Source organism: Longimicrobium sp. (assembly GCF_036399255.1).
GTDB lineage: Bacteria > Gemmatimonadota > Gemmatimonadetes > Longimicrobiales > Longimicrobiaceae > Longimicrobium.
The window spans coordinates 1-13,051 of record NZ_DASWNM010000013.1 but is presented as its reverse complement, the minus strand read 5'-3'; the positions used below and the strand labels follow the sequence as shown (position 1 = coordinate 13,051).

The 13,051-nt window shown below is 68.7% G+C and carries 10 protein-coding genes; 7 read left to right on the top strand and 3 right to left on the bottom strand.

The genetic code is table 11. The features are described from left to right. Positions 1–552 precede the first annotated feature (552 nt). The 7 genes from VGC13_RS00805 (at position 553) to VGC13_RS00775 (ending at position 8,174) form a co-directional block, all read left to right on the top strand. A complete protein-coding gene (locus tag VGC13_RS00805; RefSeq protein WP_331123284.1) occupies positions 553–831 on the top strand; it encodes a hypothetical protein in 279 nt (92 codons plus the stop codon). After that, a complete protein-coding gene (locus VGC13_RS00800; RefSeq protein WP_331123283.1) occupies positions 828–1,238 on the top strand; it encodes a clan AA aspartic protease in 411 nt (136 codons plus the stop codon). The genes VGC13_RS00805 and VGC13_RS00800 overlap by 4 nt, the downstream gene beginning before the upstream one ends. A 7-nt stretch (positions 1,239–1,245) precedes the next feature. Continuing rightward, a complete protein-coding gene (locus VGC13_RS00795; RefSeq protein ID WP_331123282.1) occupies positions 1,246–1,758 on the top strand; it encodes a macro domain-containing protein in 513 nt (170 codons plus the stop codon). A gap of 632 nt (positions 1,759–2,390) precedes the next feature. After that, positions 2,391–4,589 (top strand): M3 family metallopeptidase, encoded by a 2,199-nt coding sequence (locus VGC13_RS00790; RefSeq protein ID WP_331123281.1) that lies wholly within the window; start codon positions 2,391–2,393, stop codon positions 4,587–4,589. 520 nt (positions 4,590–5,109) lie between these two features. After that, entirely contained in the window at positions 5,110–6,723 is a 1,614-nt protein-coding gene (locus VGC13_RS00785) for a M28 family peptidase (RefSeq protein ID WP_331123280.1), read from the top strand. Between the two features lie 636 nt (positions 6,724–7,359). Continuing rightward, the gene (locus VGC13_RS00780; protein WP_331123279.1) at positions 7,360–7,908 is read left to right on the top strand and encodes a hypothetical protein; all 549 of its coding nucleotides are present in this window, start codon (positions 7,360–7,362) and stop codon (positions 7,906–7,908) included. Then, positions 7,905–8,174, top strand: coding sequence for a hypothetical protein (locus VGC13_RS00775; protein ID WP_331123278.1), 270 nt, complete (start codon positions 7,905–7,907; stop codon positions 8,172–8,174). Before VGC13_RS00780 ends, VGC13_RS00775 begins: the two co-directional genes overlap by 4 nt. A gap of 110 nt (positions 8,175–8,284) precedes the next feature. Here VGC13_RS00775 and VGC13_RS00770 read toward each other — a convergent pair whose 3' ends face one another. The 3 genes from VGC13_RS00770 to VGC13_RS00760 all read right to left on the bottom strand — a co-directional run bounded on the left by VGC13_RS00770 (position 8,285) and on the right by VGC13_RS00760 (position 12,717). Next, the gene (locus VGC13_RS00770) at positions 8,285–8,683 is read right to left on the bottom strand and encodes a hypothetical protein (protein ID WP_331123277.1); all 399 of its coding nucleotides are present in this window, start codon (positions 8,681–8,683) and stop codon (positions 8,285–8,287) included. A 653-nt stretch (positions 8,684–9,336) separates the two neighbouring features. Then, on the bottom strand, positions 9,337–10,488 hold the full coding sequence (locus tag VGC13_RS00765) for a hypothetical protein (protein WP_331123276.1): 1,152 nt from the start codon (positions 10,486–10,488) through the stop codon (positions 9,337–9,339). Between the two features lie 294 nt (positions 10,489–10,782). Continuing rightward, positions 10,783–12,717 carry a PAS domain-containing sensor histidine kinase gene (locus tag VGC13_RS00760; RefSeq protein ID WP_331123275.1) on the bottom strand — a complete coding sequence of 645 codons (1,935 nt, stop codon included), beginning with the start codon at positions 12,715–12,717 and terminating at the stop codon, positions 10,783–10,785. Between the last annotated feature and the right edge of the window lie 334 nt (positions 12,718–13,051).

Sequence of the window (13,051 nt, the reverse complement as noted above, 5' to 3'; positions counted from 1 at the left end):
GGGCCAGTGCCGGAGCGGTGCGGCGGGGCACCAGCAGCAGACAGTAGATTTCTCAGTCGGCGCGCCGGATTTCGTGCGAGCCGATGGTGCGGTGTGGCGCCTCCTTCGAAATGACATACGGGCGCGAGCGCAGGGATTCTTCGACACACTCGGAGCATCCCACGTCGGCCGGCGCGCGCGTCGATCGCCGGCCGGCGTTTGCGTACGCGGAAGGGGATGGCGTGCTTCCGCGTGCGGCCGGTGCGCGTTATCGCAATCGGATTGCCTCGTTCCCGACAGTCTGCCACGTCGTGAGGATGCCACGATGGACCACCAGCCCCGTCCCTGCCGCTCCGTCTCCACTTTCTCGCTTTCGCGCTGCTTGCCCCGGCGCGCAGGACCATGCGCACGCGGCGGGTCCATCACCCCCTCCGCCGTGAGATGGGCAGTCGCGCCCGCTCTCCCTGCGCCGTGCTGTTTGCGACTTCCTGAGCACGGATCGCTGGATCAGCTCAATTCCATTCGACTTACATGCCGCTTGAATGGAGAAATGGGCGTGATTAGCTTCCGCGCATGATCAAGCCACGCTATTCCAACGAAGAGGTCGCCGATCTGGGCGAAGCCGTGTTCGAGCGCGACGTCGCGGCGAAGCTGCGTGGACAGGACCTGCGCAACTTCGTCGCGATCGATGTTCACAGCGGCGAACATGAGGTGGACGCGGAAGCGGGGCTGGCCATCAAGCGGCTCCTTGATCGCCGGCCGACAGGCCAATTCTGGCTCCGGCGGGTCGGCAGCGGCATCGCACATACGTTCGGGCCGAGACTGCAGTTCAAGCCGCCCTGGGACCCATGATCGAGGGCGAGGTCCATGGGGACACCGAGCCGATCGTCGCGTTGACCGTCCGCGGCCCGGAGGGGCAGGAAGAGCGCCTCGACTTCAAGGTCGACACCGGCTTCGATGGTGCCCTGACGCTGCATTCCGCGGTGGTTTCGGCCCTGGGGCTGCAGCCCTCCAGCGTGCAGCGCGTCAGCCTGGCGGATGGCAGCGTCATCGTTCGCAAGGTGTGCAATGGCTTCGTCGATTGGAACGGGGCAGCGCGTTCCGTCGAAGTGCAGGTTTCCGATTCCGTGTCACTGCTGGGAATGGCGCTGCTGGCGGGGCACCAGGTGCGGATCGACGTGGTGGATGGCGGTGTGGTCCGCATCTCTCCGCTGGGCAGCCGCTCTCGTAAGCCGGCGACACGACGACTCTTCCGCTGATCGAAACATGCCCGTTCCCGAGATCGTGCTGGGGGACCTGCTGGAGCAGCGGGTGGAGGTGATCGTCAACGCCTGGAACCGCAACGTGATCCCCTGGTGGCTGCTGCTGCCGCAGGGCGTCTCGGGCGCCATCAAGCGCCGCGCGGGCCACGCGCCGTTCCGCGAGCTGGCGCGGCACGGGCCCATCCCGCTGGGCGGCGCGGTGCTGACGGGCGCCGGGCGGCTGCGGTACCGCGGCATCATCCACGTGGCCGGGCTGGACCTGCTGTGGCGGGCGACGCCACGCTCCGTTCGGGAGTGCGCACGCAGCGCGCTGGACCTGGCCGCGCGGCACGGGTTCGCCTCCATCGCCTTTCCGCTCGTCGGCGCGGGGACGGGCGGGCTGGACGAGAAGCGGGTCATCGACATTCTGCACGAGAGCATCAGCAGCCATCCCTGCGAAGGGCGCGTGCTGATCGTCCGCCGCGGCGTGGGCGCCGCCGCCCCGCTGCACGCCGCATCCGCAAGGCTGCCGGCCTGAGCTCGAGAACGATTCGCCTCATCCTCCCGCCAAGCCTCCCAGCGTGATTGACTTCCTGAGGGAGGCGCCGCCCCGCAACTCGCTTGTACACTGCACCCTGGTGCCGACCGAAGGACCTCGCCGGCAGAGCGACGGGGCTGGTCCCGTGCGCTGATCTGGCCCCTGCGCCACCGGGACGAGGTCCTTCGGTCGCGCGCAATCCGTAGTGTGACTTCTGGTTAGACGTGATGCGCTCCCTCAGGAAGTCACCGCTTCGTTATGGGTTTGAGGTTTAGCAACACCCTCTGAACTGAGGCTGAGGGCGAGAACGATTCGCCTCATCCTCCTGCCAAACCCGGAAGAAAGCTTCACACGGAGTAAGCAGGGTTGTCGCGTGCCGTTTCCTCTTTTCCGGTCCGGATCCAGGGAGTCAGCAGGGGAAACCTCCGCTGGCTCCGTTTGATTTTGTGCGGGGGGGCCTTCGGCGAAACCGGGAGGCGCGGCGGAGGCTTCAGGGCGTACGCTTCCTACACGATTCTTGCGTGCGGACCGCCCGGCCGTGTCGAGTGTACACAGGCGTCCGTCATCATCCCTGGCGTTTCACCGGCCGCCGTCCGTGTTGACCGCGGCCGAAGCTCCAACCGTGGACTGACATGCTGAACCGGGATTCCTTCATCGTACGCACCGGCGCGCTGGTGCTTGCCACCGCCGCCGCCGGCTGCGCCACCATGCAAAACCAGGCCAACACCACCGACGCCCCCGCGGCCACCTCCGCCGCCGCGGCGCCCGCGGGCGCCGCCAGCAACCCGCTGCTGGCCGAGTGGACGGGCCCGTACGGCGGCGTTCCGCCGTTCGACCGGGTGCGCGTGCAGGACTTCAGGCCCGCGCTCGAAACCGCCATGGCCGAGAACCTGGCCGAGATCGAGCGCATCGCCGCCAACCCGGCGCCGCCCACCTTCGAGAACACGCTGGCCGCCATGGAGCGCGCCGGTCGCAGCCTGGAGCGGGTGAGCACCTCGTACGGCATCTGGAGCTCCAACATGAACACGCCGGACTTCCAGGCGGTGGAGCGCGAGATGGCGCCCCGGCTGGCGGCGTTCTCGGACCAGATCACGCAGAACACGGCGCTGTTCCGCCGCATCGAGGCCGTCTACAACTCGCCCGAAAAGGCCCGCTGGACGCCCGAGCAGCAGCGGCTGGCCTGGCGCTACTACACCAACTTCGTCCGCGCCGGCGCCCAGCTCGACGCGGCGAAGAAGGCGCGGCTCAGCGAGATCAACCAGCGGCTGGCGGGGCTGTACACCAACTTCAGCCAGAACGTGCTGGCCGACGAGTCCAGCCAGACCGTGGTCATCGAGAACGAGGCCGACCTGGCCGGCCTGCCGCAGTCGCTGCGCGACGCCGCCGCCGCGGCCGCCACGGCCAAGGGAATGCCCGGCAAGTGGGTGATCACCAACACCCGCTCGTCGACGGACCCCTTTCTTACCTACAGCGACCGGCGCGACCTGCGCGAGCGGGTGTGGCGCATGTTCGTGAACCGCGGCGACGCGGGCGCCACCGACAACAACGCCAACATCTCCGAGATCCTGAAGCTGCGGGCCGAGCGCGCCAACCTGCTGGGCTACCCCACGCACGCCCACTGGCGGCTCGAGAACGCCATGGCCGGCACGCCCGAGCGGGCGATGCAGCTGATGGAGGCGGTGTGGACGCCGGCGGTGGCGCGCGTGCGGCAGGAGGTGGCCGACATGCAGCAGGTGGCCAACGCCGAGGGTGCGGGCATCACCATCGAGCCGTGGGACTATCGCTACTACATGGAAAAGGTGCGCAAGGCGCGGTACGACCTGGACCAGAACGCGGTCAAGCCGTACCTGCAGCTGGACCGCCTGCGCGAGGGGATGTTCTGGGTGGCCGGCGAGCTGTTCGGCTTCGACTTCGCCCCCGTGACGGGCGTGCCCGTGTACCACGAGGACGTGCGGGTGTGGGAGGTGAAGGACCGGGCCAGCGGGCGGCACGTGGGGCTGTGGTACTTCGATCCGTACGCCCGCCCCGGCAAGCGCTCGGGCGCGTGGATGAACGCGTACCGCAGCCAGGAGCGCTTCGACGGGCCGGTCACCACCATCGTGTCGAACAACTCCAACTTCGTGAAGGCGGCGCCGGGCGAGCCGGTGCTCATCTCGTGGGACGACGCCACCACGCTGTTCCACGAGTTCGGCCACGCGCTGCACGGGCTCAGCAGCAACGTCACCTACCCGTCGCTCAGCGGCACGGCGGTGGCGCGCGACTACGTGGAGTTCCCGTCGCAGCTGCTCGAGCACTGGCTGTGGACGCCCGAGGTGCTGCAGCGCTTCGCGGTGCACTACCAGACGGGGCAGCCCATTCCGCAGGAGCTGGTGGACCGCATCAAGCGCGCGTCCACCTTCAACCAGGGCTTCATGACGGTGGAGTACCTGGCCAGCGCCCTGGTCGACATGAAGCTGCACCTGGCCGGCAACGCCGACATCGACCCCGACGCGTTCGAGCGCGAGACGCTGGCGGCGCTGGGGATGCCGCGCGAGATCGTGATGCGGCACCGCACGCCGCAGTTTGGCCACGTGTTCAGCAGCGACGGCTACTCCGCGGGCTACTACAGCTACCTGTGGAGCGACGTGATCACCGCCGACGCGGCCGAGGCGTTCGTGGAGGGCGGCGGCTACTACTCGCCCGAGGTGGCGCGGCGCCTGCGCGAGAACATCTTCTCGGTGGGCAACACCATCGACCCGGCGGAGGGCTACCGCGCCTTCCGCGGCCGCGACCCGCAGGTCGAGGCGCTGATGCGCAAGCGCGGCTTCGCGCCGCCGCTCGGCAGCCACTGATCCACGCGGCGTGACGAACTCGGCCGGCGATCCTTTTGAGGCTCGCCGGCCGTTTTTTGTTGATGGAAAAAGATGGGCCTCACACGGAGTCAACGGAGTCAACGGAGTCAACGGAGTCAACGGAGTTTTCTCGTGCAGTCTTCGAATGCTCTCTGCCGCGTTTCCGGTGAGGGATTGATACCAGATCCTGAAAAAGAATAATCGTACAGAGGAACAGGGCCAGACAGAGGAAACGAGATCATGCTTCCACTCGCTTCTCTGTTTGACTCTGTTCCTCTGTACCCTAAAAGTGTTGTTTTTCCGGATCTAGTACGAAGCTCATCCGCACACGATCTTCACCCTTTCCCGTGGAGCGTGCCGATCTTTCCATTTCGCAAACAAAGTGGGGAACGGCGGGAGAAAACTCCGCTCCCTCCGTTGACTCCGTGTGAGGCCAATCTTTTTTTCGGACGTACGGTACCGTAGGTTGGAACATCCAGACTGATCACGATCCACCGTTCCTCATCCTCGAAGAAAATCGATGAGACGCACGCTGATTCCCGCGCTGGCCGCGGCGCTGCTGGCCACGCAGGCCGCCGCGCAGGGCCCGCGCATCACCCCGCACGAGATCGACGGGCACCTGCGCTTCCTGTCGTCGGACCTGCTGGAGGGGCGCGCCCCCGCCACCCGCGGCGGACGGCTGACGGCGGAGTACATCGCGGGCCAGCTGCGCGAGAGCGGTGTGGAGCCGGGCGCGGCCGGCAGCTACTTTCAGCGCGTGCCCATCGACATCGTGGGCGCGGACCCGGCCACCATCCGCGTGAGCGCCGCCGGCCGCGCCACGGCCACCCTGCGCTACCCCGAGGACGTGGTGGTGTGGGCCGGCTCGGCGGCGGAGCGCAGCGCGGTGAACGCGGAGATCGTCTTCGTAGGCTACGGCTCGGCGGCGCCCGAGTTCCGCTGGGACGACTTCAAGGGCGTGGACGTCCGCGGCAAGGTGCTGATGGTGCTGGTGAACGACCCGCCCGCGCCGGCGAACGAGGCCACCCTGTTCGGCGGCCGGGCGATGACGTACTACGGCCGCTGGACGTACAAGTTCGAAGAGGCGGAGCGCCGCGGGGCCGCGGGAATGCTCATCGTGCACACCACCGAGCAGGCGGGGTACCCCTGGCACACCGTGGTGGGCTCGTGGGCCAAGGAGCAGCGGATGCTGCCGCGTAGCCCCAGCCTTCCCGCGCCGCTGGCCGTGCGCGGCTGGATTACCGACAGCGCGGCGGCGTCGCTGCTGGGGCAGGCGGGGCTGAACCTGGCGGAGCTGCGCCGCCGCGCCGAGCGCCGAGACTTTCGCCCGGTGGCCACGGGAATCACGCTGAGCGCGGCGTTCCAGAACACCGTGGAGCACCTGGAGTCGGAGAACGTCGTGGGCATCGTGCGGGGAAGCGACCCGGCGCTGCGCGACCAGCACGTGGCGTTCAGCGCGCACTGGGACCACCTGGGCATTGGCCCGGCGGTCAACGGCGACAGCATCTACAACGGCTCGCTGGACAACGCCTCCGGCACGGCCGACGTGCTGGCCATCGCCCGCGCGGCGGCGGCGGGGCCGGCGCCGAAGCGGTCGCTGCTGTTCGTCTTCGTGACGGCGGAAGAGTCGGGGCTGCTGGGGTCGGAGTTCTTCGCGCTGAACCCCACGGTGCCCATCGCGGGGATCGTCGCCAACCTGAACATCGACGGCGGCAACATCCTGGGCCGTGCGCTGGACTTTCGCGTGCTGGGCGAGAACAAGAGCAGCCTGGGGCCGCTGTTCGCGTCCATGCTGCAGCCGCGCGGGTGGCGCACGGCGCCCGACCAGCACCCGGAGCGCGGCTACTTCTACCGCTCGGACCACTTTTCCTTCGCGAAGGCCGGCGTGCCCTCCATCTCCATCGCCGCGGGGTCGGTGTACGAGGGAAAGCCGGCGGAGTGGGGGGCGCAGCAGGAGGAGGCGTACACCTCGCGCTGCTATCACCAGCCCTGCGACGAGTACCGCCCGGACTTCGACCTGTCCGGCGCCGCGCAGCTGGCGGAGCTGGTGCTTACCTTCGGCCTGCAGCTGGCCAATGGCGACCACATCCCCGAGTGGGCCGCCGACGCCGAGTTCCGCCGGCCGTCGCGGTAAACGTCAAGAGAGGAGTGGAGAAGTGGATGCGGAGCGAGTCTGCGGCTGTATCGCGACCCGCGGGCGCCCCCTCCGCTCGCTTAGGCTCGCACCTCCCCCGAAACTGCCGGGGGAGGTTGGGGTAGCCGAAGGGGTTGGGCCGTTGGGCTCACGGGCGAATGAATTCGCTGCAACAACCACACGAAGGCCGCCTTCGCGGACTGGGGGCTCCCAGGTCCGGGCACGTGCCTGCCACGTAGCGTGACCTGGTGCAGGCGGCCACGCGGGGCCCCGCCGCATCGGCATGGATTCTCCCCTCTTCTCGAGGAACGAGAGGGCAGGGAGAGGGGCCCCCTGCCGGCGCAGTGCGATGATTGTCGTCGAGCCCCAGCCTGTCGGCAACACCAACCTCCCCCAGCAGTTTTGGGGGAGGTGGCGAGCCTAAGCGAGCCGGTGGGGGCGCTCGCGGGCGAAGCGCAATCCCGTCTGGCCCGCGATCGAATTCTCCCCTCTCCGTGAGGAACGAGCGGGGAGGGGCCGGGGGAGGGGCCCCCCGCTGGCGCAGTGTGATGATTGTCGCCGATCCCGATCCCGATCCCCGATCCATCGGAGCAGGTGGTTACGAATGCCGGTTTCCCAAGCAAAGAAAGAAGTGTGATGGCGGCAAGAATGATCCGTGGCGCGCTCCTGCTCGTGGCCGTGTGCGCCCTGCCGGCGCGCGCGGCGGCGCAGGACACGCCGGAGCAGGTGGTGCAGCGCTACTACGACACCTTCCGCAGCGGCGACTACGCCGCCAACGCCGCGCTCATGCACCCCGGCGCGCTGGAGGAGCTCAAGACCACCGTCTCGGGGATGGCGGCGCTCCCCGGCGCCACCGAAGAGCCGGAGTTCCGCGAGATGTTCGGCGTGGGGACCCTGGAAGAGCTGCGGGCCCTTCCCGCGCAGACCATCTTCGAGCGGGTGCTGCGCAACCAGCTGGAGGGGGAGATGCGCGCCATCCTGGCCACCTCGCAGGTGCAGGTGCTGGGGCACGTGCTGGAGGGCCCCAACGCCGCGCACGTCGTCTACCGCATGAAGATGGACTTTGGCGGGCAGACGCTGGACCAGGTGCAGGTGCTTCCGCTGGAGCGCGTGGACGGGGAGTGGCGGGTGCTGCTCACCGGCAGCCTGGCGGGGATGATGAACTCCATGCCCGGCGAGCCGTGACCCTGCACACCCCCCGGCACGAGGCCGAGCTGGCCGGCGGCGACACCGGCGAGCTGGCGGAGCTTTCGGAGCGCGCGGTGGAGATCGCCGCGCAGGACCTGGGGCTGAACCCGCTGCTGCTGGCCCGCGAGCTGGCGCAGGGCGAGATCGGCCTGCTGATCGGCTACCTGCGCGCGGCGGCGGAACACGTGACGGACCTGGACCTGCGCGTGCGCATCGACCGGCTGCTGCACCGGCTTACCGACTGGACGCAGGACGCGGAGTAGGGTCCGGCGCCGGTCCATGTACGGATGGACATTGCACGCCGCTGGCGGAAAACAAGAGAGGCGGGACGGCTGATGCAGCGCGTCCCGCCTCTTTGCGTGTCCGGAAAACCTCAACCCTTGCCGGGCGTTTCCAGCTTGCGCGCGTACTTGCGAAAGCCGTCCACCACGTCGTCGGCGTAGGCGAAGATGTTGCCCACCGCCACCTCGGCCTCCTTGGGCAGCGCCAGCTCCAGCGCGGCGATGGCGCGGCGGATGGCCTGTGCGCGGGCGTGGCCGGCCGTCTTTTCGACGTTGGGGCGCCGCCCCCGGCGCTTGCGGACGGGCGTGCTTTCCAGCGCCGCGCGTCCCTCGTCGGTCACCGAGATGTGCCCGTTGCGCTCCACGATGCACTCGCGCGACTTGAGCGCGCGCACCACGCGGCCGTCGAGCCCTTCCGTAGAGACGGGCGCGGACTGCCGGGTGAGAAAGCGGAGGAGGTCGGTTTGTTTTTCGTTCAGCGTAGGCGACATGGACTAAAACTGCTTTGTGGCGGCGAAAAAATCAAGAGCCACCGCCGAGTTTCTGGGCCAGGGCCCAGAATTCCAAAGTTTGTTCGCTCGCAATGTGACATTCACTCAATGTACGGCAAGAAAATCTGCAAAAGGCGCGATACGCCGGAGACACGTCCGCCACAAAGTGGTCGCTGCCGTGAAAATCGCCTCCCAGCAGGGAAGCGGCGATTCTCATGCAGAGACGCGGAGGGGGCGGAGAAAAGCTTCTCCGCGCCCCCCGCGCTTTCCACGTTCGCGATCGCTTCTTTGCGCCTCCCAGGCCTGCCCGTCTGCGAAGGCAGACTTCGTGTGGTTGCCGCAGCGAAGTCATCCGCCCGTGCGGCCTGGAGCCCGGAGAAGCGGGGTGGCCGCCGGGAGGCTCGGTGACAGGCATCGAGCTGGCACCCGACGGGCCCCCTCTCCCCCGCTGCGCGGGAGAAAAGGGAGAATTCGATCGCGCTCCGGCAGGAACGAGGCGAGCACCCTCATCATCCGGGCGCCGCTTCCTGACTCGCCACGCGGCAAACCATTTCCCGCACGATGCCGCCGCCAGTCTGCGAAGGCAGACTTCGTGTGGTTGTTGCAGCGAATTCATTCGCCCGTGCGGCCCTGCTCCATCGACCCCGTCTGGATCAGCCGCGCATGGCCTCGGGATCCAGCCCTTCGCGCGCGCACCACTCGCGGTAGGCGGAGGGCAGGATCTCGGAGGGCTTGATCTCGCTGCGCCCGCCCCAGAACACGTTGGTGTAGCCGATGGGAATGCCGGCTTCTTCCAGGTGCTGGTCGATGGCGGCCTTGTGGGCCAGCACCGTCTCCTTTTCGGTGCCGTGCGCCACGCCCATCACGTTCACGCCCCCGAACTCCGGCCCGCCTTCGCGCCAGTAGGCGTGGGTCATGATGTAGTGGCGGCCCACCTCGCGGCCGGCATCCATCTCGCGCCCCGGCGGCACCTGCCAGTGGAACAGCGCGTTGTAGCGGGTGACGCGGGTGCCCGTGGCGGACGGCTTTACGTGCTCCAGGAAGGTGCTGAACCGCCCCACCACGCCGCGCTCGTTCAGCCCGCGCGCGGTGTCGAGAAACACCTCCAGCGGCACCCCCGCCTCGGCCGCGCGCGGAGCCCACGGGTTCTCGGTGATCTCGTCCACCGCGAACTCGCGCTTCAGCGGTCCCAGCACCTGCCACTCCAGCTCCGACAGCTCCACGACCACGGTGTCCTGCACGTGGCCCAGCTCATCGCTCCGCGCGCCGGGCTCCATCCCCCGGCGCCGCACGTGGCCCACGCCCAGCGTAAAGAGGTTCTTCGCGGGCATCAGCTTGAACGAGTCCGCGCCCACCTTTTCGCGGAGGTATTCCGCGTGCTTCTCCAGCGAAAAGCCCTGCGGCACCTTGAGCGTGGTCCACAGGCGGTAGACGGAGCCGCGCGTCTCGGCGTCGGTGGAGCGGATGACCACGTGGCCGGAGAACGGGTCTTCGCGGAACATGTAGTTGAACGCCGCGTCCAGCTTTTCGGGCGCCACCTTCCACGCCACCAGCGCGCCGGGGGCCAGGTTGGTGGCCAGCATGGTCTGCCGCACGCGGCGGATGACGCCCGCGGCCAGCATGGCGCGGATGCGCTCCAGCACGGTGGGAAGGGGAACGCCGGACAGCCGGCTGATCTCCACGAAGGGCTCGGCCTGAAACCCCTGCACGCGGTCTTCGGAGACGGCCAGGATCTGGGCGTTCACCGGGTCGGTGATGTCGATCGGCACCGTCGCCGCCGCGCCGTGGCTGCTATGCTCGCTCATGCCTGCTCGTGTGATTCTGTCGTTGCGGCGGAGGACGATCGAAGCCGCCGATCAGTCATGGTGATGGATGATGCGCATCTGCCCGCGGAGCGCATTCCGCCGCGCGCACAATAGGCATCCGTCCGCCCCGCCGACAGGGGGAATTTCCTTACGTGGTGCCGGTGCCGAGGGTTCTGCTTTGCCGAGGTCATCCAAAGGAAGGGTCTCACCCAGAGGGCGCAGAGGCCACAGAGTCGAATTTCCTCTGCGGCCTCTGCGCCCTCTGGGTGAGCATTCTTTTGCCGGAGCCGGTTTCTACGCCGACAGCACGCCGGCGGCGCGGCGGTAGCTTTCGATGCTGACGCGCTCGCCGGCGGCCAGAAAGACCCGCACGGCGTCGATCATCTCCTCCACCTCGTGCGGGCGCTCGCGGCGGATGTGGCGCCGGATGGCGGCCGCGAGCTCCTCGCTCAGGATCTGGTGCTCGCGCGAAACCTCGGACTCGGCCCACCCCAGCCGGAAGCGCTGCTCGCCGTGGCGCTGCGAGATGCGGCGCTGGATGTCGCTGCCGTCGCGTATCCCTTCGCCGTCGGACCCCGCCGCCAGGTCCATCCCCCCGAACGTCTGCGCGACGTCGGAAAGAAAGCTGGCCAGGTGGTCCTCCAGCTCGGCCTCGGTGCGGGCGTGCGCGCTGGGCGTGGCCGGGTCGCTGCGCAGCCGCGCCACGAACCCGTACAGAACGCGCTCCACCTCGGCCAGGATGGCGTCGCGCACCTCGCGCAGGATGGCGGTGGTGGCCGGCGTGGCGACGGAGGGATGCCCCATGTCGGCGCGCACCATCTCGGCGGGCGCGGCGGGAAGCCAGAAGAAGAAGGTGGAGCCCAGCCCCTCGGTGCTGCGCAGGGTAAGGTCGCCGCCCATCAGCCGGGCCAGGCGCCGGCTGATGGCCAGCCCCAGCCCGCTTCCCCCGTGCTGCCGGGTGAGCGTCATGTCGGCCTGCACGAAGGGCTCGAACACGGCCTGCACCCGGTCGGCGGGAATCCCCTTTCCGGTATCTTCCACCCGGACGTAGATCCACGGCCCCTCGCCCTCCACCTGGATGTCGTCCGGCGGCTGCAGCGCCGCCCCCGCGCTGAGGGTGATGCGCCCGCCCGGGTCGGTGAACTTGACGGCGTTGGTCAGCAGGTTCAGCAGGATCTGGCGAATGCGCTCGCTGTCGCCCCATGCGGTGAGCTCGGAGGCCACCCCCGACACGGCGCTGGAGAGCTCCACCCCCTTGGCGGACGCCTGGGGCTCCACCAGCGCGAGCGCCTCGGACACCACGGCGTCCACCTGCATCACGCTTCGGCCCACCACCATCCGCCCCGCTTCGACGCGCGACAGGTCCAGCACGTCGTCGATGATGGCCAGCAGGTGCTGGCTGCTGGTGCGGATGCGGCCCAGGTGGGCGTGCTGCGCGGGGCTCAGCGGCCCGGCCATCTCCATCGTCAGGATCTCCGTGTACGCCATCACGGCGTTCAGCGGGGTGCGGATCTCGTGGCTCATGGTGGCCAGGAAGAGGCTCTTCATCTGGCTGGCCTCTTCGGCGTGGCGCCGCGCCTGCTCGGCCGCCTCGTGCGCGGCCACCAGGGCGGCGTCGGCGGCGCGGCGGGCGGTCAGGTCGCGCGTCACCTTGGCGTAGCCCAGCAGGTTCCCCTCCGGGTCGCGCAGGGCGGTAAGGGTGACGCCGGCCCAGAAGGTGGAGTTGTCATTGCGCACGCGGTGGCCCTCGCCCGTGTACTCCCCGTCGCGGGCGGCCTGCAGCAGGTGCTCTTCGGCGGTGCCGTCCTCGGAGCCGCCGTCGGGATACAGGAGGCGAAGGTGCCCGCCCTCAGCTTCATCCTGCGTCCACCACTTCATCAGCCGCGCGCCTTCGCCCCAGAAGGTGATGACGCCGTCGGGGTCCAGCAGGAAGATGGCGTAGTCGCGGACGTTCTCCGACAGCGCGGCAAAGGCGTGCGCGGCGATTCCGGGGTGCGCCAGTCCGCTGTACGGGTCGCGCGGCGGTTCGCTTCCCCCGGCGCGCTCCGCCGCGCGCGCCTCGCCGCGGCGCCAGGCCGCCTTGCGCTCGTGCGTCTCGCGGCCGGGCATGCCCTCCGGCTGGGGGGGAGGCTCCACGGCGCCCGTGGCGTCGGGATCGGGCGCGGGGCCCTGGGCTTCTGGATCGAACCGCGGGGCCGAAGCCGGGTCGTTGCTGTTTACGGTACGCATAGGCGGCCGTTGTGTTGCAGGACCCAAGCCAGCGTGCCGGTGGTGCACCGCGGCGGCCCGGGGCGGTATTCCACTTTTTCGGCTGGAACGATGGCTCACGGAGGACGCGGAGGAAAAGAGAAAGGACGCGGATGACGGCTCATGCTCATACCAGATTCTGAAAAAGAACAATCGTACCCATGAAATGCATGAACCTCGCTTATTCACCACGGCGGAAGCATTGCTCTTTCAGCGGGATCTCAAGACGGCGCAAAGGATTGTGCTGGCTTCCCGGATGATTTATCGCAAGGGCCCCCTACCCCCAGCTTGACGCTGCGGCGCCGCACATCTCCGC